General features: G+C 65.9%; 22 protein-coding genes. 10 read left to right on the forward strand and 12 right to left on the reverse strand.

Annotated elements, in window-relative coordinates; genetic code table 11:
* Nucleotides 1–78: 78 nt before the first annotated feature.
* Complete coding sequence (locus tag NO366_RS16170; RefSeq protein WP_256531816.1) at nt 79–492, forward strand: hypothetical protein; 414 nt, start codon at nt 79–81, stop codon at nt 490–492.
* 195 nt (nt 493–687) lie between these two features.
* Nucleotides 688–1,155 carry a dCTP deaminase/dUTPase family protein gene (locus tag NO366_RS16175; protein ID WP_256531817.1) on the forward strand — a complete coding sequence of 156 codons (468 nt, stop codon included), beginning with the start codon at nt 688–690 and terminating at the stop codon, nt 1,153–1,155.
* A 66-nt stretch (nt 1,156–1,221) separates the two neighbouring features.
* Here the strand turns inward: NO366_RS16175 and NO366_RS16180 are convergent, their stop codons facing one another.
* A complete protein-coding gene (locus NO366_RS16180) occupies nt 1,222–1,794 on the reverse strand; it encodes a thioredoxin family protein (RefSeq protein WP_256531818.1) in 573 nt (190 codons plus the stop codon).
* Nucleotides 1,795–1,968: 174 nt separating this feature from the next.
* On the opposite strand from NO366_RS16180, the gene NO366_RS16185 reads away from it, so the two are divergent.
* The gene (locus NO366_RS16185; RefSeq protein ID WP_256531819.1) at nt 1,969–2,439 is read left to right on the forward strand and encodes a hypothetical protein; all 471 of its coding nucleotides are present in this window, start codon (nt 1,969–1,971) and stop codon (nt 2,437–2,439) included.
* Nucleotides 2,440–2,807: 368 nt separating this feature from the next.
* Nucleotides 2,808–4,673, forward strand: coding sequence for a GAF domain-containing protein (locus NO366_RS16190; RefSeq protein ID WP_256531820.1), 1,866 nt, complete (start codon nt 2,808–2,810; stop codon nt 4,671–4,673).
* A 141-nt stretch (nt 4,674–4,814) separates the two neighbouring features.
* Here NO366_RS16190 and NO366_RS16195 read toward each other — a convergent pair whose 3' ends face one another.
* Nucleotides 4,815–5,396 (reverse strand): response regulator transcription factor, encoded by a 582-nt coding sequence (locus NO366_RS16195; protein ID WP_256531821.1) that lies wholly within the window; start codon nt 5,394–5,396, stop codon nt 4,815–4,817.
* 192 nt (nt 5,397–5,588) lie between these two features.
* Complete coding sequence (gene purL, locus NO366_RS16200) at nt 5,589–7,820, reverse strand: phosphoribosylformylglycinamidine synthase subunit PurL (protein ID WP_256531822.1); 2,232 nt, start codon at nt 7,818–7,820, stop codon at nt 5,589–5,591.
* A 125-nt stretch (nt 7,821–7,945) separates the two neighbouring features.
* On the opposite strand from purL, the gene NO366_RS16205 reads away from it, so the two are divergent.
* Both NO366_RS16205 and NO366_RS16210 read left to right on the forward strand, forming a co-directional pair.
* A complete protein-coding gene (locus NO366_RS16205; RefSeq protein WP_256531823.1) occupies nt 7,946–8,632 on the forward strand; it encodes a PHP domain-containing protein in 687 nt (228 codons plus the stop codon).
* Nucleotides 8,629–9,804 carry an asparagine synthase C-terminal domain-containing protein gene (locus NO366_RS16210; protein WP_256531824.1) on the forward strand — a complete coding sequence of 392 codons (1,176 nt, stop codon included), beginning with the start codon at nt 8,629–8,631 and terminating at the stop codon, nt 9,802–9,804. The genes NO366_RS16205 and NO366_RS16210 overlap by 4 nt, the downstream gene beginning before the upstream one ends.
* Nucleotides 9,805–9,898: 94 nt before the next feature.
* Here NO366_RS16210 and NO366_RS16215 read toward each other — a convergent pair whose 3' ends face one another.
* The 4 genes from NO366_RS16215 to NO366_RS16230 all read right to left on the reverse strand — a co-directional run bounded on the left by NO366_RS16215 (nt 9,899) and on the right by NO366_RS16230 (nt 14,759).
* Nucleotides 9,899–11,026, reverse strand: coding sequence for an Mrp/NBP35 family ATP-binding protein (locus tag NO366_RS16215; protein ID WP_256531825.1), 1,128 nt, complete (start codon nt 11,024–11,026; stop codon nt 9,899–9,901).
* Between the two features lie 377 nt (nt 11,027–11,403).
* The gene (locus NO366_RS16220) at nt 11,404–11,721 is read right to left on the reverse strand and encodes a hypothetical protein (RefSeq protein WP_256531826.1); all 318 of its coding nucleotides are present in this window, start codon (nt 11,719–11,721) and stop codon (nt 11,404–11,406) included.
* A complete protein-coding gene (nrfD, locus tag NO366_RS16225) occupies nt 11,718–13,064 on the reverse strand; it encodes an NrfD/PsrC family molybdoenzyme membrane anchor subunit (protein ID WP_256531827.1) in 1,347 nt (448 codons plus the stop codon). Before nrfD ends, NO366_RS16220 begins: the two co-directional genes overlap by 4 nt.
* Nucleotides 13,065–14,759 (reverse strand): 4Fe-4S ferredoxin N-terminal domain-containing protein, encoded by a 1,695-nt coding sequence (locus NO366_RS16230; protein WP_256531828.1) that lies wholly within the window; start codon nt 14,757–14,759, stop codon nt 13,065–13,067.
* Nucleotides 14,760–15,539: 780 nt separating this feature from the next.
* Between NO366_RS16230 and gatC the strand changes: the two genes are divergently transcribed.
* The 3 genes from gatC (at nt 15,540) to NO366_RS16245 (ending at nt 17,731) form a co-directional block, all read left to right on the forward strand.
* A complete protein-coding gene (gene gatC, locus NO366_RS16235; RefSeq protein ID WP_256534040.1) occupies nt 15,540–15,818 on the forward strand; it encodes an Asp-tRNA(Asn)/Glu-tRNA(Gln) amidotransferase subunit GatC in 279 nt (92 codons plus the stop codon).
* Nucleotides 15,818–17,086 (forward strand): Asp-tRNA(Asn)/Glu-tRNA(Gln) amidotransferase subunit GatA, encoded by a 1,269-nt coding sequence (gene gatA, locus NO366_RS16240; RefSeq protein ID WP_256534041.1) that lies wholly within the window; start codon nt 15,818–15,820, stop codon nt 17,084–17,086. Before gatC ends, gatA begins: the two co-directional genes overlap by 1 nt.
* A gap of 231 nt (nt 17,087–17,317) precedes the next feature.
* Nucleotides 17,318–17,731 (forward strand): DUF8048 family protein, encoded by a 414-nt coding sequence (locus NO366_RS16245; protein WP_256531829.1) that lies wholly within the window; start codon nt 17,318–17,320, stop codon nt 17,729–17,731.
* 269 nt (nt 17,732–18,000) lie between these two features.
* On the opposite strand, the gene NO366_RS16250 is transcribed toward NO366_RS16245, so the two are convergent.
* The 5 genes from NO366_RS16250 to NO366_RS16270 form a co-directional block, all read right to left on the reverse strand.
* The gene (locus tag NO366_RS16250; RefSeq protein ID WP_256531830.1) at nt 18,001–18,351 is read right to left on the reverse strand and encodes a helix-turn-helix transcriptional regulator; all 351 of its coding nucleotides are present in this window, start codon (nt 18,349–18,351) and stop codon (nt 18,001–18,003) included.
* 72 nt (nt 18,352–18,423) lie between these two features.
* Entirely contained in the window at nt 18,424–19,167 is a 744-nt protein-coding gene (locus NO366_RS16255) for an NRDE family protein (RefSeq protein WP_256531831.1), read from the reverse strand.
* Between the two features lie 114 nt (nt 19,168–19,281).
* Nucleotides 19,282–20,289: an NAD-dependent epimerase/dehydratase family protein gene (locus tag NO366_RS16260; protein ID WP_256531832.1), complete on the reverse strand. Its 1,008-nt coding sequence runs from the start codon at nt 20,287–20,289 to the stop codon at nt 19,282–19,284.
* A 205-nt stretch (nt 20,290–20,494) separates the two neighbouring features.
* On the reverse strand, nt 20,495–20,923 hold the full coding sequence (locus NO366_RS16265) for a hypothetical protein (protein WP_256531833.1): 429 nt from the start codon (nt 20,921–20,923) through the stop codon (nt 20,495–20,497).
* 100 nt (nt 20,924–21,023) lie between these two features.
* The gene (locus tag NO366_RS16270) at nt 21,024–22,655 is read right to left on the reverse strand and encodes an amidohydrolase (RefSeq protein ID WP_256531834.1); all 1,632 of its coding nucleotides are present in this window, start codon (nt 22,653–22,655) and stop codon (nt 21,024–21,026) included.
* A 137-nt stretch (nt 22,656–22,792) separates the two neighbouring features.
* Here NO366_RS16270 and hmgA point away from each other — a divergent pair, with 137 nt between their 5' ends.
* The gene (hmgA, locus tag NO366_RS16275) at nt 22,793–24,022 is read left to right on the forward strand and encodes a hydroxymethylglutaryl-CoA reductase (NADPH) (protein ID WP_256531835.1); all 1,230 of its coding nucleotides are present in this window, start codon (nt 22,793–22,795) and stop codon (nt 24,020–24,022) included.
* Nucleotides 24,023–24,398 lie beyond the last annotated feature (376 nt).

Below are 24,398 nucleotides of genomic sequence, written 5' to 3' on the forward strand. Positions count from 1 at the left end.
GATTGATACTGGGCCAATCCGTTCGATCGAACCAGGCCAACAGATTTTTCACTGCCCGACTCTGCCCCACGGACGACCGTGCGATCCGAGCGATTTCCGCAGCGTCGTCGACGGTGGCTCGCACTCGTCGGGTCGACTGGCTGTTTCCTCGGGGTCAGCGCCGCAGCGTCAGTCGACCCGACGTCCGCGACACACCACGTCGCCGCGTTTGGTCTGGCGGGCGTCGGCGTCGCACTCGCCGGTGTGTCAGTTCGGCAGCTGAAGCGACGAACGCACGCGAGCGTGTCACTCGTGCTGTGGGGGTTCGTTCTCGCCGTCGCGATGGGGCTGGCTATCGTCCGGGGCCCGGCGGCCGGGAATACCGGTCAGCCACTCAGTTGGACGACAGTCCTCTGGACCGTCGCACTCTGGGCGGGCGTCAGCACCGTCTACCTCGGCTGTCGGGAGTACGGATCGACGAGGCCGCCGACCAGTGCGGAAGACGCCCTGTAGACACCGGACTCGACTATCACACGGAGTGCGCTGTGAACACTCATCCGAGCTCTCCGAGCCGTACCTGGCGCCACGAACGTTGGTCCGGTTCGGGACGTAGAGACAACAACGTCGACGAAGACGGCACGACACCGCCCAGGTTTCACTCGGTGATCAGACGTTTTTTGAGACCGTCCGTCGTAGGAGCCACCTGAGATGGCTTCGCAGTCGTCCACGACGCCCGTCGAGAACTTCGTCCACGAACCGACGCAGGTCCACGATGGTGGCATCGATCTCACGGTGAGTGCGGTCTACGAGGTCAGCGCGCCCGGTCGCGTAGACTTCGGCGGCGACGAACTCCAGGACGCCGACCTGGAGCCCGTCCCGACCACGTCACACGATCCGGGAGACACCTACGAGTGGTGGCACCTGGATGGCGGCCAGTACGTCCTCCAGTACAACGAGTTCCTCGCCACCGACGAGGACACCCCGCTGTTTCTCCAGCCTCGAAACGAACTACTCGCCCGCGGCGTGACGCACCCGTCCGTTCGCGTCGGATCGCACCTGCCGCTCGTCTCGGTGACCGTACCCGACGGCGGGATCGAGATCAAAGAAAACGCGAGAGTCTCGACGCTCGTCGGCCTCGACGACCGCTCGACCGACGCCGCAGACGCACCCGAGTGACTACAAACCCGCCATCGCCACTGTGGGGTCGGACAGGTGGCAGATCACGACGGACGACGCGACCGACTACGGCGACTGGTCACCGGACCACTTGATCGAACAGCCACGCGAGGGGTTCCACTCGAGGTCGACTGGATCGCCCGCAACGACCGCGTCCAGGGCCTCGCGGACGTGGAACCGCGTCGGGGTCGCGTCGGGGTCCAGCGCGTCGTCGAGTCGACCGTGGTACGAGAGGCGCCACTCGCCCTCACGTCGGGCGAACAGGAACGGATCTGGTGTACAGACTGCGTCGAAGGCTGCGGCGACGTCCTGTGTGTCGTCCCTGAGGTAGGCGTCCCAGTCGATCGTTCCGTCCTCGACGCGTTCGACCATGCGATCGAACGAGTCCTCCGGGTACGCGTCGGCGTCGTTCGGGTTGACACCGACGACCGCAGCGTCATCGTACTCGGCTGCGAGTTCGTTCAGCAGGTCGAACTTCGCCTTCGCGTACGGGCAGTGATTACAGGTAAAGACGACGAGAAGCGCAGCCGCGTCGGTGAACGATTCGGGCGTGTACATCTCGCCATCGACTCCGGTGAGTTCGAACGGTGGTATCACATCGCCGGGGTCGAGCGCCGACGACGATTCCGTTTCGACCATGCGATGGCGTAGGCCCGCCCGTCGTATCAGCATACCGGATCCAGGGCAGTCTACTGTCACATCGAATTTGCGGTGTCGGAACAGCCGACCACCCCGCCACGCGACCGCCGATGGGGCGGACGAATGCCGGTTCCGAATCGAAGTATTATGTACCTGCCGCGTCATCGCTGGGACATGCAAACGATCGAGGTGACGGACGAACAGCACGCCTACCTGGAACAGGTCCGATCGACCCTCCAGGACGAGGTCGTCGGTCGGTACGGCACCTGTCGCGACTGCGACGCGGTCCAGTTTTTGATCGACAACTTCGACGACGAGCGGAGCCTCTCGGAGGCGTTCGATACGGACGCCCTCGTCGAAAACGGCGAACTGCGATACACGGAAGACGTCTCGTCTACCGAGCCGTCCGACGCCGGTGACCAGTCAGACGCCGACGGCGAAGACGACTCCGATGCCGGTGGAGATGGGGCGACCGACGACGAGATGCTCGACGAGATGATGAACCTGCTCGACACCCACGACGACAAGTGGGACGAGTCTCCCTCCGGCGACCATCGATACCGCGTCGAGCTACCGGACGGTGGGAGTGAGGACGTCCAGACGAAAGACGACGTACGTGCCATCCTGTTCAGGGAGTACCGGTGACGGTGCGCCGACGGTGACACGACCCTGAGTACCAGCACGGTCGACACCGACTGCACCCGCTTACCGGAGGCCCCACGACGGCGAGAACCCGGTTCGATTCGACGAGACGCCGCTCGATCGGACCAGGTCGAAGCCGAACCGGTGTGGATCGACGACGCACCGGATCGGGAACCAGATCGTCGAGACAGCGACGCCGGCCGACCGGAGCGGACGACACCGACGCCGGCCGGCCGGAGCGGACGACACCAGTCGGGCGGCCACGACACTCAAATACCCGCACCCGAATACCACGATACCGAGCCGATGAGTCGAGTGATCCGAAGGAGAAAGCGGACCGATACGCGGCCGCTAGAGCGTCGGAGGGGGCAGTGACCGATCGTACCGTTCCGATGGTCGAGCGCGTTACGGACGTCTTCTTCGCCGTCGATAGCGACCTCTGTCTCTCGTACCTCAATCGGTCCGCTGAGTGGCTCTTCGACGGTTCGCGAGAGGAACTTCTGGGTCGAGTCTGCTGGGACGTGATGCCGCCCGAGGTCGACCAACACGTCTCGGATACGCTCTACGAGGCCCGACTCGCCGGTGGCCTGGTGACGTCGGAGTGGTATCACGAGGAGAGCGACGTCTGGTTCGAAACGCGCGTCTATCCGACGGAGGACGGGCTCTCGGTCTACATGCTGGACGTGACCGCCGGGAAACGCCACACTGACGAACTCGCACGGAGCGCTGCAGCAGTAGACGCGATGGACGACGGCGTCGTCATGCTCGACGAGAACTACGAAGCCGTCTCCGTCAACGACGTCATCACCGATACCCTCGAGGTCGAGACGGACGATCTCGTCGGCGAGCACCTGGACCGGCTCACCGATTTCGCGGAGATCCCCGACGACGACGTCGTGAAAATCGGGAGGGCGATCGACGAGGTCTCCACTGGAATCGCGTCCCGACGAACGCTCGCCGTGCCGTACACGACGGGATCCGGGCGGTCTCGCCGGTGTGAAGTACGGATCGCCTCCGCAACCGTCGAGTCGGCCAGCCTCGCGCTCGTCTTTCGCGACGTCACGGACCAGCACGATTACGAACGACTCGTCCACTCGCTGCACGAGATCACACGCTGGCTCCTGGAATCGACAGATCCCGCCGAAATCTGCGCCGTCGCGGTCCACGCCGGTAGCGACCTGCTCGACTTGCCGATAAGCGGCGTGTGGTTGCTCGACGACGAACAGGGCTATCTCGATCCGATCGCGGGCACCGCCGGCGCTCACGAACGCTTCGGCGGGTTGCCGACGTTCTATCCCGGAGAGGGGCTGGTCTGGGACGTCTTCGAAGCCGGCGAAGCGACGTTGTTCGACGATCTGCAGGCAGAAACCGGGCTGTACAACCCGGATACGCCACTCGAAAGCGAGATCATCGCACCGATCGGCACACACGGAGTCTTGATGACCGGGTCGCTCGAACCGAACCGCTTCGACGAGACCGACCTCCAGTTACTCACCACGTTGACCGAGAACACCAGTGCGGCGCTCGATCGATCGGAGCGCGAACGGACGCTCCGCGAACGAACCGCCCGACTCGAACGACAGTCCGAACGGCTGGAAGCGGTCGCTACCGTCCTCTCCGAGGACTTAAAGACGCAACTGACAGCCGTCGAGAACGCGCTCACCACCGACGACGAACCAGCAGACTGGGAGTTCCCGTTCGCCGAAGACGACGTCTCTGTGACGCTCGATCGGACCGAACGACTCATCGACGACATCCGCGAGTACGCCCGGAACACGACCTCGGTCGGCAGCCGTGCACCCGTCGACCTCGAGACGGCCATCGAGGACGCGGTCGACCAGTCCCGTCTCGAGAGTGCCGCCATCGTCGTCGAAGACGGAGCGACGCTCCGGGCCGACCCGGATCGATTTCGCTACCTGCTCGAAACCGTCTTCGACGATGCCGCGGCCCGATCCAGCGGAGACGTGACGATCCAGATCGGAACAGTCGGCGTCGAGAACCGGGCGGACGGCCCACGGGGCTTTTACATCCTCGACGACGCCTCGATGAATCCGCCGACGGCCACCGACGGGCTACCCGACTTCTCGATCGACGGCTCCGAATCGGGCGACGGCCTCGGACTCGCCGTCGCCCGGGCCATCGCCGAGGCTCACGACTGGTCAGTCTCGATCGGCGTCGGCGAGAACGGCGGAACGAGGTTCGAAGTGAGAGACGTGACGACGCTCGATAGCCTGTGACCGCGGTGACCAGTCCCCTCGGTCACCAGCCCCCTCGGTCACGATGCTCGAATTCGGCGCGACTGGATCGGAGACGGCGTCAGGGACGGAGCCATCCACGCGAGGCTGCAACCGGTACGCGTGGAATCGGGACCCGACTCGCTAGGAGGGCGAGGGATTTCGAGAGATGTCCTGACAGAGGCGATGGTAGACGTCCTGATCGAACAGCTCCTCCATCGTATCGTCGACTTTCGTTCGGACGACGGCCAGCCGGTCTTCAAGGCGCTCGTACTCCCGACTCGACGAGCGTTCGGCCTCGGTCTTCTGGGCGTCGAGTAGCGCCTTCTTCGCCGCCAGGGCGAAGTACTCCTGAAGCTGCTCGTCGTACGTCGAGCGCAAGAGGAGTTGGTCGACGACCGTCGTGAGGTCGGTCTTGGAGACCGGTTTGACGAGGTAGTCGTCGAACCCCATCTCGACGATGTCGAAGTCGGGTTCGACGGCGGTGACCATCGCAATCCGACAGTCGACGTGTTGCTCCCTGATCGTATCGAGGACGGTATCGCCCGACAGCCCCGGCATCCGCCGATCGAGTAGCACGACGTCGACTGATTCGTCGATCGCATCGAGCCCCGTAGTTCCGTCGTACGCCGTTTCGACCGCGTAGCCGTCGGTGAGCCAGGCGGCGTAGAGATTCGCCAGATCGGGCTCGTCCTCGACGATCAGCACGTGCGGATTGCGTGACATTTCTCGTGTCCCCACCGATATCTCAACCGAGACGACGGACAACCAAGAAGATATCGGGCATTCGACCCCACACCAGCGACGCGATTCGACGTCACTGGAACGACGCCGGATGAGTCGTCGGTTGCGAGAGCGGCCCGCTCGCAGGTTCCGTCGAGAGGCGGTCGTCAATCGAGCGCGTCGGAGAGGCGGTATTCACTCGAGCGCGTCGGTGATCGTCGATCGAAGTTCACACAGCCGGGAGGCAGCGCACTCGATCGTCGCGTCACCGACGTCGATCGAGAGTGTTCCGTCGTCGGACGGTCGACCGATGGACCGAACGGCTCCGGCGTCGCCGACGAGATCGCGGACGCGATCCGGATCGGTCGACTGCACGACGACGCGGCCCGGTCCTTCGGCAAAGAGGATGCCAGCGGCACCGGCGGCCGTCGTCGGGTCGGGAAGTGTGACGGACACGCCGATTTCGTCGGTGCACATCTCCGCGAGCGAGACGGCCAGGCCGCCCTGGCTGACGTCGTGGACGGCTCGGGTCGAGGGATCTCGGGCGACCGCGACGATCGCGTCGACGCGCGCACCGGGGTCGCGTGGCAGGTCCGGCCCCTCGTCCGTACCACCGAACTGCGCCAGATACTCGGAGCCGCCGAGTGCAGCGCTCGGGCCATCGTCGTTTCCGATCAGCAGTAAAGCTCCCTCCGGTTCGACGGCCGCCGTCGGCGCGTCGACGCCCGGCCGGGAACCGACCATGGCCAGCGTCGGCGTCGGTGGAATCGGCCCACTCACGGAGTCGTTGTACAGCGAGACGTTCCCGCCCACGACCGGGACGTCGAGCGTCGAACACATCGACGCGAGTCCGTCGACGATGCCGGCGAACCCGCCGTAGACGTCCGGCTTTTCGGGGTTGCCACCGTTCAGACAGTCGACGGCCGCCAGCGGTCGCGCGCCCGTCGCCGCGAGGTTGGTCGCGTTCTCGAGCGCGACGCCTTTCGCACCGACCACCGGATGGGACGCGGTCCAGTTGGGTGCCGCGCCCGCGGAGATCGCGAGACCGACCGGTTCGTCGGCCACGGAGGCGGCGTCGCGGCTCGGGTCTCGCTCCGCGACCGGGGCAGTCACCTCCGGGAGCGCGAGGACAGCCGCGTCGTCTCCTGGACCCACACTCGTCCGAACGCCGACCTCGTGGTCGTACTGACGGTAGATCCACCGCTTCGAGGCCGCGTTCGGGCTGGCGAGGACGGCTTCGAACGCCTCCATCAGGTCGGGTTCGGGATCGGGCAGAGCGGTGGGCGGCGCCTCCGGCGCGACCGATTCGAGGTCGTTCATCGGCGCACCCTCACCGAGGAACTCGGCGTCGACGTCGACGACGGTCTCTCGCTCGCCCGAGTCGTCGCGGTAGGTGCAGACGTAGTTGCCCTCCGTCACGTCGCCGATAACGGAACAGCCGAGATCGAACCGTTCGGCGATCTCGGCCACCCGATCGACGTTCTCGGGACGCACCTCGTAGCACATCCGCTCCTGGGATTCGGCCAGGAGGATCTCCATCGGGGACATGTTCGGCTCACGCTGGTGGACGCGTTCGAGTTCGATCCGCGCGCCCAGACCGCCTTTTGCGACGAGTTCGCTCGAGGCACCGCCGAGTCCGGCTGCGCCGAGGTCGCGAGCGGATTCGACCAGGTCTTCGGAGACCAGCCGCTCGTTGGTCTCGATGAGGAGCTTCTCGGCGTAGGGATCGCCGACCTGGACCGCTGGACGGTCTTCGGTCTCTGCGTCCTCGTCCAGATCCTCGCTCGCGAAGCTTGCGCCCCCGAGACCGTCCCGACCGGTCGCGTTGCCGACGAGGACGAGTTTGTTCCCTGCCTCCTGAGCGACCGCGGTAAGCAGGTTCTCTGGGGGAAGGAGTCCGACGCAGGCGACGTTGACCAGCGGGTTCCCCTCGTAGTCCGGGTGGAAGTCGACGCTGCCGCCAACCGTCGGGACGCCGATGCAATTTCCGTAGTGGCTGATCCCTTCGACGACGCCCTCTAGTAGATACTTCGAGTGTTCGTCTTCGAACGACCCGAAGTAGAGACTGTCCGCGAGCGCGATGGGGTAGGCCCCCATCGACAGGGTGTCACGAACGATCCCGCCGACGCCGGTCGCGGCGCCGTCGAACGGGTCCACGTACGACGGGTGGTTGTGACTCTCGATGCCGAACGTGAGGTAGCGATCGTCGCCGTCGGACGCGGTCGGGACCTCGACGACGGCGGCGTCGTCCCCGGGCCCGATGACGACGTGTGCTCCCTCGCTCTCGAACGCCGGAAGGAGCGGTCGCGACGAGCGATACGCACAGTGTTCGCTCCAGAGATTCTCGAACAACGCGGACTCCGCCGGCGTGGGCTCGCGGCCAAGTTCCTCGACGACGAGGTCGCGGTCGGACTCGGGAAGACTCATTACCTGAGTGGTGCGAGCGACGGAGTAAAGGGGTTTCTAAACGGGCGGCCGGTCCGACCTCGACGGGGGTTGCGCCTGGCCGGCGGACCGGGGCGCTTTTCTTCGAGCGCTCTGAAGAGTACGTCGTGCAGACGGTCGAGCTCCACACCCACTCGTCGCGGTCGTACGACGGTCGCGATCCGGTGGACCTCATTCTCGAACAGGCCGCAGCCATCGGCCTCGACGCGATCGCGATCACGGACCACGACGAGATCGATGCGAGCCTCGAAGCCGTCGATCTGGCACCGGAGTACGGTCTGACCGCTATCCCCGGGATCGAAATTTCGAGTAAGGCCGGTCACGTACTGGGTATCGGGATCGAACGCGCCGTCCCACCGGGGCTCTCCTTCGGTGAGACGATCGATCGTATCCACGACCGCGGCGGCATCGCCGTCGTTCCACACCCCTTCCAGGAGTCGAGACACGGCGTCATGGCCCGGATCGCCCGGGACGAACTCGCCGCAGCAGATGCCGTCGAGGTGTACAACTCCCGCCTGCTCACCGGACGGGCAAACCGACAGGCGAGACGCTTCGCCATCGAACACGGGATGCCAATGACCGCCGGCAGCGACGCCCACATCAGCGAGATGGTCGGACAGGCGATCACCTACGTCAACACCGAGGACCGATCGGCCGACGCGATCGTCGACGCCATCGCCGACGGTCGGACGGCCATCGAGGGGAAGCGGACCCCCTGGCGCATCAGTTTCCAGCAGGCCGCGGGGGCCGTAAAGCGTCGCGTCGTCGCCATGCTCAGTCAGTTCGGGCCATGACCGACGGACTCGCGTTCGGGTCAGGCGATGGATCGCGTGACGCCGTCAACCGGGCACTCGGGACAGGAGAGTCACTGCCGGGAACGGGCGGATTCGCGGGTCTGATCGACGGCCACCTCGTTCGGGACGTGCTCGGTCGCGTCCCGCTGTTCGTCGATGGGGTCGCGATGGACGGCTCGTCGATCGACGGACACGTCGCTCGGACCTCATTGTCGAGAGGCCGAACGATCGCGACAGACAGACGCTCCGCAACCGTCGACGCTGCCGACTGGAGCCGGCGTCCAACGGCGCTCGACGACCCGATTCCGGTTCCATCCGGCACCGTCGACCTCGAACCGCGCTGGACGCTTCCGGAACCAGCCCCCGTCGACGATCGCGGTCGGATAGTGAACCAACTCGATCAGGCGATCACCGACGCCACCAGACGCCAGGCAACCGGCGCCGTCGGCGTTGCGTTCTCTGGCGGGCTCGACTCGGCACTGCTCGCTGCGCACCTCGATGCACCCCTGTATACGGTCGGCTTCCCGGACAGTCACGACGTCGAGGCTGCCCAGGCCGCCGCCGAGGCACTCGGTAGACGTGACGACCTCACCGTCATCGAACTCTCGATAGACGACGTCGAACGAGCCGTCCCGATCGTCGCCCGGGCCATCGGGCGTACGAACGCGATGGACGTCGCGATCGCCACCTCGCTGTACCTCGTCGCCGACGCCGCCGCGTCGGACGGCGCGGAGTCACTCGTCATCGGGCAGGGTGCTGACGAACTGTTCGGCGGCTACGAGAAGATCCACCGGCTCGACCACCGTGTCGAATCGGACACCAAACGCGAGGCCGTTCGGGAACTCCTCGCATCGATCCCAGAACAGCTCTCGCGTGACGTCCTCGCCGTCGAAGCTGGCGGCGTCCGCCCGGTCACACCGTACCTCCACGACGACGTCGTCGCGACGGCGCTCCGGCTCCCGGCTGCGCTCTACGGGACTGAGACGACTCGGAAACGTGCCCTCAGACACGTCGCCCGCGAGTACCTCCCGGAGTCGATCGCCGATCGTCGGAAGAAGGCGTTCCAGTACGGCAGTCTCGTCTCACGTGAACTCGACCGACTCGCCAGGCAGGCGGGGTACAAACGACGGATGGACGACCACGTGCGGCGGTACGTCGAATCGCGACTCTAACGTGAGAGGGGCGGGATAGACCGAGTGAACTGAGACGCACCGGACGATCGGCGACGAGAGACGCTTTATCACGGGTCCCGAACGACCGAGCCGTTCAATCGAAGACGTCGTACTCGCTCTTGATCGGGGTCGATTCGTCGTCTTCGCCGTCGCTCTCGGTCGTCCCACGGTGTGCGGCGACGCGTCGACGGTTGATCTCGCCGATCCGATCGGCGATCGCCGTGACCGTGTCGTCGACGCGCCCCTGCACCTCGCTCCCGTCGTGCTTCACGACGGGACCCGATCCGTCCGTCTCGCCGAAGTCCGGATGCATCGGGAGCGAGCCGACGAGCGGAATGTCGTAATCCGACAGTGTCTGTTCGACGCCCTGGCTATCACCGAGCAGTCGGTGTTCGTCACCGCAACTGGGGCAGACGAAACTGCTCATGTTCTCGACGACGCCGATCACCGGCGTGTCGTGTTCGTTGTACATCTCGATCCCCTTTCGGGTGTCGTCGAGTGCCATGTCCTGTGGCGTCGTGACGATGACGGTGCCGGTGACGGGCATGGCCTGCAGGAGGTTCAGCGTCGCGTCGCCGGTCCCCGGCGGCAGGTCGACGACGAGGTAGTCGAGTCGACCCCACTCGACGCCCTCGAAGAACTTCATCATGAACTTGTTGACCATCGGACCGCGGAGCATCGCGGGGTCGTCGTCGTTCTCCAGGAGGAATCCGGTGGAGATAATCCGGACGCCGTCCGACCGTGGCGGGACGAGATCGTCGTCCGGCGTCACACCCGGTTCGCTCTCGACCGGGAGAATCCGGGGGACGTTCGGACCGTGAATGTCGGCGTCCAGAAGGCCGACCATCGCACCGCGTTTCTCGAGTCCGGCCGCGAGATTCGCCGCGACGGTCGTCTTCCCGACGCCGCCCTTCCCCGACGAAACTGCGATCACGTTCTTCACCCGTGGCAAGACTTCCGCGTCGAATCCGATATCCTCTCCGACGCGAGCGCGCAAGTCCGGTTCGGCGCCCAGGTCCTCGATGGCGTCCCTGATAGCGTTTCCGAGCTCCGCCTCCGTCTCGGCGAACGGCGTGTTGAGAGCGAGCGAAACGGTGACCGTCTCGTCAGTAATCTCGACCTCGTTGACCAGGCCCAGGGACACGACGTCGTCGCCGAGCACCGGATCGTCGATGGATTCGAGGGCGTCGTAGACGGCTTCTTCGGACGGTTGTGAACTCATGAATTCTCGTAGACGAACTAGCCGGCGACGACTCTTGTATGTTTGCTAATCGACCGATGCGGCCGGCGCGAAACGCGACCATCCCATCGGCGAAAACGCGATCGAGCGTCGCGGCGGTCCGCGACCGGGGTTCGATCGCACCCGATACCTGACGGTCGACATCGTCGCACGTGCACACGAATGGGCTCCGATACGAAGCCCGGTTCGGACGGTCACCTGAGACAGCGTCCGCGCAACCGATGGACCGAGTACCGTCTCTCGGGAATTTGACATACACACACATACATCCATACAGCGGTGTCGGCTGACCGACCTGTCGGACTCGATCGGTCAGCGATGCACGAGAGCCACAGAAAAGGGGCGGTCGTCCGCGACGACTACGGGAGCGGTGACGGCGCCCCGCCGTAGAAGACGAGTCCGAGCAGGACGGTGAGGATGAACATGCCGACCCACATGTTCGCCGTGACGCCGACGAGGTAGAGGACGCCGACCAGCCCGGTCTTCTCGTCGCTCGGATTCCCCACGAACCACGAGATCGTCATGACGTAGATCGGCATCAGGATGATGCCGAAGATCATCCACGATCCGGGACCGGGGAAACCGGTCGTTCCGCTCGTGGGTTCGTAGCCGTGATACAGCGGCCAGTCGAGCAGTGCGTACGTCGTCGCGTCGAGTGCGGATGCGAGTAGGCTCATGCTTCTACCTCCGTCGGAGCGTCGTCGTGTCCGTGCTCACCGTTCAGGTGCTCGATGGCGTGCAGTTCGACGATCGGTACGATCTTCGAGACCACCAGGAAGATCAACGAGACCATCCCGATGGTACCGAGGACGGACGCGATCTCGATCAGGCTCGGCATGTACGTGCCGGGAACGGCCTCGTACATGCTGAACTGCACGTAGAGGAACCCTTCGACGACGAACAGGATCTTCTCGATCAGCGTCGCCGACAGCACCGCGAACGCGGTGATGATCGCCCGCGTCTTGGTGAACAGGGCGGGACGAATACCCTGTGCGAAGATGTAGATCATGGAACCGGCCACGAGACCGAGCGAGAGGATGTATCCCGGGTGGTGGAGCTTTCCGTGCGTGGCCTCCCCGCCCGCGACACCGGGCAGGAAGACGCCGTTGATGACCTGCTGAAGCTGGAACCAGAGGAACATCAGACAGAAGAACCCGAGCCAGAGCAAGAGGCCGCGGAAGACGTCGCGGGTGATGATGTGCTCCCAGTCGTAGGCCTTCGTGAAGGCGGCTGCGGCGATGATGACGCCGCTGATCGCGGAGGTGAGCGCGATCGAGAGGAACTGCGGGCCCTGGATGCCGCCGTCCCAGACTGGGTAGGTCGCCAGCAGCGAGAACAGCCACGGGATGACCCCGCCGTGGAGCAAGAGCGGCGCCATGATGATGATCGCCGCGGCGATCCACCAGACCATCCGCTCTATGATCTCGTCTTCGGCTTCGGTGTAGCCGAGCGTGAGGAACTTGTAGACCGGCTCCAGGATGTCGGGGAGATCGTCGCGCAACCTGACGATGTCGTATCTGATGGTCAACCCGAGGTAGGTCGCCGTCAGCACGAAGTAGGCCGTGATGACGGTGACGTCCCACACCAGCGGCGAGTTGTGAACCGTGATGTGGTAGTGGCCGAGGACGCTCGTGACCATGCGGTCCGGTCGGCCCATGTGGACGATGATGTAGAAGCCCGCTGCGGAGAGCCCACCGAGGGTCAAGAGCTCCGCCATCCGGGCGACCGGCATGTACCGTTCCATGCCGAGCAGTCTGACGGCCGCCGAGAGGATGATACCGCCGTGGGCGATCCCGACCCACCAGATGAAAGCGCCGATATAGACGCCCCAGGTCACGCCGCCGCCGCTCCCCCAGTCACCGAGGCCGGTTACGACCAGCCCCTTCTCGAGCTGGTAGGCCCAGCCGACCAGGAATACCAGGAACGCGAGCCCGGCGATGCCAGCGAGGGCGACCCACTTTGCGGTAAACGTGTTGATTGGCCGGAGGATGTCCCCTTCAGATGGTGTCTCGGCGCTCATTTAGATCCCCCTGACCGTCTCTTCGTCGGTGACGTCCATGCGGTTGCTCACGAGCGAGACACTGTCGCCGTTCGCACGCGGGTACGTGACGTCCGCGTACTTCGTCACCGGCTTGTTCTCGGGCAGTTCGTCGCTCGAAAGCTCCTGGGCGTGTGGTCCGGGCTGATTGCCGAGGTAGGTGACGTTCGGGTTGGTTCCGATATCCTCGAGGAGGTTGAACGTCGAGTCCGGCGAGCCGTAGACGGATTGAAGGACGGCGAGCGCATCGTCCACGTTCTCCTCCCAGAGGTTGAGCAGTTGCCGGTTCTCGGTCGACTCGAAGTCGATACCGGCCGCCTCGAGGGCGTCGTTGTACTCGCGAACCTTCGCGACGTCCGTCGCGAACGACCGCTCGTGGGTGTGTTGTTCGGAGATGTCGATCTCGTCGGCCACGATGACGATCGAACGGATGATCGCGATCCGCTCGTATCCGTTCGCGCCGAAGTACGTCGCGGCTGCGTTGTCCGAGTGGAAGAGTTCGAAGGCGTCCTCGAGCGTCGCGTCACCGGACGTGCCGAGTTCCGCTTCGACGTCTTCGAGGGCCGGCAGTCCGAATCCGCTTCCACCGGGGCCGTCGAAGAAGTGTTCGACCGCTCGACCGAACGCCGGATACTCCTTGTAGACGCTCGGGTCGCTCCCCTCGTCGTTGACGTCGCCGAACTGGATCGCACCCGGCGGACAGGCGTCCATGCACGCGGTCGTGCCGACCTTCTCGTCGCCGCCGTAGCCGTCCTGACGGCTCGGACAGAACGTACACTTGCTCATGACGCCGCGCGGGGAGCGGCTGTCGACGGGGCGACCACGCTCGTCGTGGATGTGGTCGCCGTCCATGTCGGCGTGTTGCTCCTTGATCGCCTGCTGACTGATGTCGGGTTCGTCCCACTGGAAGTAGTTGACACCGTACGGGCAGGCGACCTGGCAGTACCGGCAGCCGATACAGACGTCGTAGTCCGTCAGCACGATGCCGTCCTTGCCGCGAGTGTGACGGGCCGTCGTCGGACAGACCTTCTCACACGGCGCGTCGGTACAGTGCTGACACGGTCGAACGAGGTAGGGCCAGTCCTTGACGTTGGCTTCGTCGGGATTCTCCGGCGCGCCCACCGTGTCGTCCTCGTAGGCCATGACGTACATCCAGTTGACCCCCTGGTCGAGGTTGTTCTCCTCGCCACAGGCCTGCATGCACGAGAGACAGCCGTCACAGACCTCCAGGTCGATCGTCATCCCCCACTGCTTGCCCTGGGGTTCGTCGCCTCCGGAAGAGGCGGATGTCGCGGGTCGTTCACGGTTCTCGGCCAGTGCCCCGACACCGAGCGCGGCGCCGCCAACGCCCATCTTCTTCATCACGTCGCGTCGGCTCTGGTCGCCGTCTCCGAGGGACGTGAGCGCGTCGAAGAACCCGCCGTCCGAGTCGTCGAGGTCCTCGATGGCAGCCGCCGTCGGCCGCTCGTCCTCGCCGAACTCGGCTTCGACCTGTTCGTGGTACTTCTCGTGGAACTCGGCTTCGGTCAGCTCACCAGCGACCAGTCGCTGGGCGTCTTCGGCCATGGCGAGTCCGAGGTCGGTGTCGTACTCGGTGTCGTCGAGCATCGACTCGAGTTCGGACTCCCACTCCGCGCCGAGCGGATGGAACGATTCGTCCTCTGTATTCGTACTCATTGTGCCGGCCTCACTGAGGTAGGCTCGTCGTGGTGCCATTGAAAAGGTGTCGACTTGGCCCCGTCGCCGGACCGAACGGCCCGAGACCGGTCGGACACGGTCCGTTGGCCGGTCGGTCGACGCTCCACACCGGCCGTCCGGCAGTCGATCCACCGTTGACAGTCGATCCACAGCTGACTAACGATACTGGACGTACGCATTAGATGAAGCTCCTCGACTCCAGTTCGGTTAATCGTTCCCCCATTCCCACCGGCTGGGAATTGCATTACCGATGGAACTCGACGTCAGACGGTTGATCGGGCCGGTGAGAGGAATTCCGAACCGACGACGTGGGCCCACGATGGTCGGACCGGATCCAGAGGTCCAGGACGTCGTTCGACACCTGTTCCGACGATTTGAACGGCGGTCGGGTCTGATCCGGCGTACGTCGAACCGATCACGAGGACACCCCGATCGCACACCCCAGGAACGAGGATAAGACACCTGACCCGGAGACGATACTGAACTGGAGGCGGACTCATCCGAAGACTGGTGGCGGACTCGTCCTGAAAACTGGTGGCAGGACCATCCTGGAAACGTGGGGCGGGCCCGTCCTGGAGACGGCTCCCCCGACAGAAGGTACCTCCCCGGCAGGATTCGCCGCTCGGACCGATCTGCCTGCGGAGAGCGTGAGACACTCACGCGGTTCGTCACAGACGGGTTCGACACAGGGTGGTCGACTTGGCGGCGCGAGCGCGGTGTATCGAAACCCTTACTCCCGGCAGAATCGTCTCACCGCGCATGAGCGACGACGCCGTCAGCGAGGACGAGGTCCGACACGTGGCACGTCTGGCCAGGGTTTCACTCGCGGACGAAGAAGTCGATCGATTCGCCGCGCAGTTCGAGGAGATTACAGACGCGTTCGACGCCCTCGAAGACGTTCCGTCCGTCGACGGATCGACCGAGTTGACCAACGTGTTGCGTCCGGACGTCACCCGCGCCTCGCTGACCAACGAGGAGGCGCTACGGAACGCACCGGAGACCGAAGACGGCCGGTTCAAAGGGCCGAACGTCTCCTGATCATGTCGGACGCGTTCATCACCGAAACCGAACTCGACGGCCGCGACGACGGGCCGCTCGCCGGGCGGACGATCGCCGTCAAGGACAACATCTCCACGGAAGGGGTCCGGACGACCTGCGGGTCGGCCATGCTCGAAGACTACGTTCCGCCGTACGACGCGACCGTCGTCGAACGGGTTCGCGACGCCGGCGCGACGATCGTCGGAAAGGCGAACATGGACGAGTTCGGAATGGGGACGACCACGGAGACGTCGTTCGTCGGACCGACGGACAACCCCGCAGCACCCGGTCACGTGCCGGGCGGGTCCTCCGGGGGGTCGGCCGCGGCCGTCGCCTCCGGAGCGGCCGACCTCGCCCTCGGCAGCGATACGGGCGGGTCGATCCGCTGTCCCGCCGCGTTCTGCGGCGTCGTCGGCATCAAACCGACCTACGGGCTCGTCTCGCGGTACGGGCTCGTCGCGTACGCGAACAGTTTAGAACAGATCGGCCCACTGGCGCCGACCGTCGCCGACGCAGCGACGCTGCTAGACGTGATCGCCGGCCCCGACGAGCGCGACGCGACCACCCGTGAGGATCCCGGCGACGGATCGTACGCGACGGCCGCCGACGGCGACGTCCACGGAGCAACGATCGGTATTCCGACACAGCTCGTCGAGGGAGCAGACGAGGGCGTCGTCGAGACGTTCCAAGCGGCAGTCGACGACCTGGAATCCCAGGGAGCGGAGACGACCGACGTGGACCTTCCCTCGGTCGAACGAGCCGTCGAGGCGTACTACGTCATCGCGATGTCCGAGGCGTCCTCGAACCTCGCCCGGTACGACGGGGTCCGATACGGTCACTCGAGCGACGCCGATGGGAACTGGAACGAGGCCTTCGCACAGACACGCGCCGAGGGCTTCGGCGAGGAGGTAACGCGCCGCATCCTGCTCGGGACGTACGCCCTCTCTGCCGGGTACCACGACAAGTACTACGCGAAAGCCCAGCAGGCCCGCGACTGGATCAAACAGGACTTCGATCGCGTCCTGGACGAAGTGGACGTACTCGCGTCACCGACCATGCCCGTCCCGCCGTTCGAACTCGGTGAGAGTCTCGACGATCCACTCGCGCTCTACCTCGCCGACGCGAACACAGTCCCCGCCAACCTGGCCGACCTGCCGGCCATCTCCGTCCCGGCGGGCGAGACGGACGGACTGCCAGTCGGCATCCAGTTCGTCGGCCCGGCCTTTGGCGAACGGACGATCATCTCGATCGCCAGCGCGCTCGAGTGAGACGGACAACCGACGATCGATCGACCGAGACCGATCGGTCGGCACTGGACCGGTCACCAGATCGCCGTCGTATTCGACGAGCGAGGGACGCGACGCGATCCGGCCGGACTACGTGTCGGCTCGGTACTGGCGGCGGGTGCATCGAACTCACCCCTGTCAGCGAACGGACCGGTACAAGGGTAGATTTTTATCCTCCGTCTCCGAATCCTGCCAGCAACGCGCTGGTCGACGATGATTCACGAACCCACACAGGATGTCGCCTTCGACGAGTTTTCGCGAGCGTGCGACCTCGTCGAAGCGTACTTCGGTGACACGATCGACGACGTCGCCCTGCACGCACCGGTCTCGCGTCGACAGCTGGTCGCAGTCCTCGCCAGGGCGCAACTCGTGGGTCGACAACTCGCCGCGGGCGAGGGGCTCGCCGAGAGTGACGTGGTACACCGGTCGAACGACGAGACGCTCTACTGGCTCGACGACGGATTCTGGGACGACGTCCGCGGCCGCCACCACCTCTCGCCAGACGAAGGGCGAGCCGCACGCGAGGTACACCGCCGGATCATCGAAGCGATCGCCGGTGACGTCCCGTACTACAATCGCGAACGCGACCCGTACGTGCTCGTGGAACGACAGCTGCCACGCTCGTGAGTTCTCGTCCGAACCCTCGGTCGTGTCGTATCGTCGGCGCCCGCGTCCCCTGTCCGCGTTCCACTCAGTCGTGCGGTATCCTCGGCCCCGAGTCCCCGCTTCGTCCTCGATCACGGTTCCTCGTTCGTCTCCGGTCACGTCGCCCTGATCGTCACCGACGACGGCGGGTGATAGTGACGATCGGCGATCGACGTTTCACGGAGTGCGGACGACGGCGGTCCGCGCGCGGATCGATCGGGGGTACGCGAGTTCGACCGATCGAGTCGCCGTCACTCCTCGTAGGCGAGGTTCATGATCCACTGCGAGAAGGCGTCGCTGTTCGGGTCGACCTCCTCTTCGCCGATGAACGGCGAGAGCATGTCACCGGCCATCAGCAGGGTGAAGTCTAGATCACGAGCAGTCGGCGCGACGTAGTACGTGTTGTGGCCGTCGTAGACCGCCTCCTCGCGATCGACGAGTTCCTTCTCGACCAGGCTCTCGACGATTCGACTGCCCTTGCGAGAGGACACGCCGAGTTCCTTCCAGAAGTCACTCTGGTGGATACCGCCAGACTCCCGAACGAGTTCGAGACCGGCCCGCTCGTCCTCAGAGAGGTCGGCCTCGACTTCTGCGAGACTCACCGTTCCACCTCGTCGACGCGTCGTCGTACCCGGAACCCTGTCTCCATACGTCAACAAGGGGTACCAATCCGCTTAAATGTGGCTTTCGAGACCGACCGGCTCGACGGGTGCCTCGCACGGCGGGCCGTCCGCGTACTCGTAGGAGGTCGTGGCACCGACCGAAACGAGTGACGCCGATCGCGTGCCGTACGACTCGCCGTGCCTGCAGACGCCGTAGTCGTGGTCGGCCATCACCCGGCGCGCGCGATCGAGCCAGTCGGTCGGCGAGTCGTCCGCATCGGGCGCGAGCGCGGTCCGAACCAGCCTGGCGTTCTCGGCGTGCTCCCGACCCACCGATTCGCGACGGGACGGCACCGCGGGATCCGCCGCTAATCCGACGTTGACGAGGACGTGAACGCCCGGATCGAGGTCGATGCGGTCGAGCGTTCCGTCCCACGCACAGACGATCGCGTCCGACGAGTCCGCGAGGGCCAGGTAGAATCCGTCGTACTCGTCCGTTTCGACCGCATCGGCCACGAGGTTGGCCGCCGCGGCCGCCGACGCTGATGCGAGGGCGTCGGCCACGAGCGATCCGCGCGACCGGTCACCGGCGAGTTCGGCGTCCGTCCACCGATTCGTAACCGCGACGAGGAGGCCGTGTTCGTTGACACCGATCCAGGTACCGCCGGCCTCGGCGTCGCGCGGAGCGACGACGATCGGATCGTCGCTGTACCGCGCCGGTGGCTCCGACGGCCGATCGAGGGATTCGTCGCGCGTCGCCGCGGCGACGACTGGTGTGTCGTCGAACACCCGCCAGGCCAGGATGAACGTACACACGCTAGAACGCAGGCATCGAACGACCTTAAGTGCGGCTCCGAATCGAGACGGCGATGCGGTCGAGAGAGATCGAGGCGGCGATGCGGTCAGGCGAGATCGAGGCGGCGGGTTCGATCAGACGGTATCGAGGACGCCCAGCACGCGTTCCTCGTCTTCCCTGTCGGGGCCGTTCTCGCGGCCGGTCCGATCCGACTCGAGGTGGTCGGCCACCGTCCGTTCCATCGCCTCGGAGAGCGGCGTCGACTCCCAGCCGAGGGCCGCAACCTTCTCCGTCGAGAGCATGTGCGGCGGGTCGCGATACAGGACGAAGTCGTCGAGTTCGAGGTCCGCGGTGGCGAGCTCGCGCGGACCCGCGGTGACGATCTCGACGCCGGCCTCGTGGTCGGGATCGACCGCCGCGAGCGACTCGTCGATCAGTTCCACCATGCCGCGCATCGTGACCGCCCGCTGATCGCCGACGTTGTAGATGTCGCCGGCCTCGCCCGCTTCCGCGACGACGCGCAGGCCGCTCGCGACGTCCTCGACGTAGACGCGGTGCCAGAGGTTCGTTCCATCGCCGGGGACGAGCACCCGATCGAAGCGGTGAACGCGATCGATCCAGTAGTCCAGGCGTTCCGTGTAATCGTGCGGCCCGTAGACGATCGGGGGCCGCACACCCATCGCGTTGACTCCATCGGCGGCTGCCTCGAAGACGGCGCGGTCGCCTTCCGCCTTCCGCGGACCGTAGGTCTCCGGTTCGTCGGTCGTGGCCTGCTCGTCGGTGCACTCACACAGCGGCGTGAATCCCTCCCGCTTCGGGATGTCCTCCCGACCGTAGGCGGATCCGCTGGAGATGTAGACGTAGGCGTCGACGTCGTCGAAGACCCGCGTTGCCTGACGAACGTCGCGCGGGAAGTACGCGACACAGTCGAAGACGACGTCGGGGTCCACCGCGGCCGCCGCGGCGAGGTCACCGTCGTCTGTCCGGTCGCCCTGGACGTGCTCGACGCCGTCGGTGGCGGCGAACGGATTCTCGTGGGTGCCGCGATTGAACAACGTCACCTCGTAGTCGTGGGCGAGCAGGTCGTCGACCAGGTGGCGGCCGATGAACCGGGTGCCGCCGATGACGAGCGCGTGTGCCATACGAACGGATCTTCCCTGCGGACAATAACGGTGCCGGATCCGGGAGCGGGTCGGTGCCTCAGTGCCGGGTCCGAGAGCGGGCCGATGTCTCGACGACGGTTACACCCAGGGGATAGTCGCGACGGCGGACGGATGCTCACGTGACGAGACACGGCTCCCTCGTCGACTCCCGGTCGCTCACTCGTGTAGGTCGTGTGGGCGGCGCTCACTCGAGCGTTGGGGAACACTCGACGTACGCGCCGGCCCACGCCCAGATGTACAGCCCGATCGAAATCGCGACCCAGAGCCGAACGACCGGTGCCATCGGATCTCGGACGACCGCCAGCGCGACCCGTGGGCCCTCGAGCCAGCCCCAGATCGCGACCCCCTCGACGAGCACCCATCCGAGGACGAACGTGAATCCGAGTCGGCGACCCGGGGCCCATCGCCCCCACACGCCGACGGCGGCGGCGACGCCAGCTACGCCCGTCAGTGCCGCGAGGATCGAGAGTGTACCGACCCACGGCTGGGTCGCCTGACCGTCGACGACAGTCGTTCCGGACCGGATCGCGGCACCGTATGTAACGGGAAGGTACAGCCCCCAGCCGAGGAGGACCAGACAGAGGCCGACGTGGCCGAGCGAACGGTCGAACATTGACACAACGTCGACCGAACGGACCGATAAAGCCGGTCGGTCAGTCACAGCACGTGCGACGGCCGGCCCACCGTCGATTGCGCCCGGCGGAGTCACTACGTCACAACCGATCGTGAACGAGCGACCCGTCGACAAGCGTCGCCGCGACGTCGATCTCGTCGATCGAGTCGGGCTCGGCCCACGGGGAGTCCTCGAGGACGGCGAGGTCCGCACGTTTGCCGACTTCGATCGTCCCGAGACGATCGTCGTCGAACCCGGCGTACGCGGCGCCGATCGTGTACGCCCGGATGGCCTCTGTCACGGAGAGGCGCTGGGACGCGCCCGGTGCATTGACCGCGTGGTGGACGCCGAGCAAGGGGTCGAGCGGCATACTGTCCGACCCGAACGCCAGGTGGACGCCGGCGTCCACGACGGTTCGAAGTCGGTTGGATCGCGTCCGACGCCGCTCCCCGAGACGCTGATCGTACAACCCACCCGGGTTCGCCCACTGGTGGAAGTTCGGCTGCATCGACGCGACGATCCCGGCGTCGGCCATCCGCCCTAGTTGCTCGTCGGTGGCAAGTTCGACGTGTTCGATGCGGTGGCGCGCGGACCCGACGGTGTCCGTGTCGGCGAGGACGTCGATCGCGGCGCCGATCGCCTCGTCGCCAATCGCGTGGACGGTCAGCTGAAAGTCGTGATCGACGGCTCGGTCGGCGATCTCGCGGAGTTCGTCGGGCTCGACGACCCACTGGCCGCGGCCGTCGTCGGCGTCGCCGGCGGACGCGCTCTCCGTGGCGTCGTCGGCCGACACGTCGGCTTCGGCGTCCACGTCCTCGTACGGTTCGAACAGCTTCGCCGTCCGGGCGCCGATGCTCCCGTCGGTGAAGGATTTGATCCCGCCGGTCCGGACGAAGTCGCTTCCGGCGTTCGTCGCCAGCCCCACGTCGATCGCCGTCTCCAGGTGGTCGCTCCAGTAATCGAGGCGAACCCGACAGTCCAGGTCGCCGTCGCGATCCAGTTCGCGGTAGATCCGTGGCGCGCGAGAGTTTCGAACCTTCTCGTGGACGCTGGTGACGCCGAGTGAGGTGGCGTGGTCGATCGCGGCGGTCACGAGTTCGCGCGTCTCGGCGTCACTGTCCTCCGAACCGCTCCAGACTTCTGTGGCGGCGTCCTCGACGACCACGCCAGTCGGCTCGCCGTTTTCCGTCCGAACGTCCTCGGCGGGGAGTTTGGGACGCATCCGATCGAGCGCAACCGAGTTGAGCGACGCGGTGTGCATGTCGACACGCATCGCGACGACCGGCCGCTCCTCGCTGACGGCGTCCAGATCCTCGCGAGTCGGATAGCGTGACTCCGGCCACCCGCTCTCGTCGTACCCGAACCCGAGGATCCACTCGCGGCCCGTCTCCGCCTGGCGCTCTAGTGCGGCGAGCGCGTCCGAGAGGCTCTCGGCATCGGAGAGGTCGGCGTGGACGAGGTAGAGCCCCTGCGTCTCCATGTGCGTGTGTGCATCGACGAAGCCCGGGACGACGGTCCGGCCCGCACAGTCGATCACGGTCGTTTCGACTCCCTGGAGGTGTTCTACCTCGACCGTCCGCCCGACGCGAACGATCTCTCCGTCGCGGATCGCGACGGCCTCGTGGACGTCGACGACGTCCCCGACCGCCGCATCGGTACTGTCATCGGTCGACGATCCGGCCAACGTGTGGACTTCACCGTCGAGCAGGACGACGTCTGCAGCCTCGGTCATGACTGGACCGGTGCGGGGCAGTCCCAAAACGATTGCGCCATCGGCGAACCGAGGGCACCATCGGTACGAACGGGCCACCGCCACCGCGGTGAATCGAATCAGCAACTGTTAGGACCCGGCCACGTCTCCACTCACGCATGACCGACTCCGAGACCCTCGCCGAGCGCCTTCGGGACGGCGACCTCCGACTCTACGAACTGGACGACCACGCGGACCACGACACCGCCGCCGAAGCCCGTCGCCGGTTCGTCGAAGGGGAAACCGGCGCGACGCTCGAGACGATCGGCGACTACTCGTTCCCGGCCGAAGCGGCCGAGTCGAACGTCGAGAACATGGTCGGCGCCGCGCAGGTACCCATGGGCGTCGCCGGCCCGGTCGCCGTCGCCGGTGGCGCTGCGAGCGGCGACTACTACCTGCCCCTCGCGACGACCGAAGGGGCACTGCTGGCCTCGGTCAATCGCGGCCTCTCGGTCATCGACGCCTCGGGCGGCTCGACCGCTCGCGTAACCAAGAACGGAATGACCCGCGCGCCCGTGTTCCGGGTCGACGGCGTCGTCGAAGCGGCCGAGACCGTCGAGTGGGTGGCGGAGAACGAGCCCCGGTTGCGAGCGGCCGCCGAATCGACGACCAGTCACGGGGAGCTGCTCGGGATCGAACCGTACGTCGTCGGGGACTCGGTGTACCTGCGGTTTTCCTACGACACGAAGGACGCGATGGGGATGAACATGGCCACGATCGCGACCGGCGAGGCGTGCGACGTCGTTGAGGCGGAGACGCCGGCCTCCCTCGTGGCCCTCTCCGGCAACCTCTGCTCGGACAAGAAGCCGGCCGCCGTCAACGCCGTCGAGGGCCGCGGCCGGTCGGTCACGGCGGAGGTCGTGGTACCGGGCGACCTCGTCGAGGAGCGGCTGGGAACCACGGCCGACGGGATCGTCGAGGCCAACACGCGGAAGAACCTGATCGGCAGCGCGAAGGCCGGCAGCCTGGGATTCAACGCCCACGCCGCAAACGTCGTCGCGGCCGCCTTCCTCGCGACTGGGCAGGACGAAGCCCACGTCGTCGAGGGTTCGAACGCAATCACGACCATGGAAACACGCGAACGCGACGGGCAGGGATCGGCAGACCTCTACGCGAGTATCTCGCTCGCGTCCCTCCAGGTCGGAACCGTCGGCGGCGGCACGAACCTCCCGACCCAGGCGGAGGCGCTCGACGTCCTCGGGCTCCGCGGCGGCGGCGAACCGGCCGGCGAGAACGCCGAGGCATTGGCCGAAGTCATCGCCGTCGGCGCGCTGGCCGGCGAACTCTCCCTGCTCGCCGCGCTCTCCTCGCGACACCTCGCGAGCGCACACGAATCACTCGGTCGATAGGCCGATCACTCGATCGATAGACCGGTACCCGAGTATCTCGCCGGTCGGTAGCCGGTGACACGCAACCCATCGGTACGCTTTCAGTCGCATCCCATCCTGACGCCGACACTCGCGGCCCCAGTCGTCCCTCGTCGCCCGTTCGATTCGGCGACGGTGTCGAACGTCCCCCGTCGAGGCGACGACGTACCGCGTACCTCCCGGGTGTGGAGACGGCCTGGCGTCCGTTCGAGTCGGTACGGGTCGGTTCAGTGACACGAAATTCGTCGTCGAAACGATGGTCTACGCGCCGGTCACGTCGAACGGCGATGGTGCAAATATTGCGCTACACTGGAGACTCAGGCGCCGAAGAAGCCTCGCGAGCGGGGGTGCCTTCGGA

Origin of the sequence: Halovivax cerinus (assembly GCF_024498195.1) — an archaeon.
Classification (GTDB): domain Archaea; phylum Halobacteriota; class Halobacteria; order Halobacteriales; family Natrialbaceae; genus Halovivax; species Halovivax cerinus.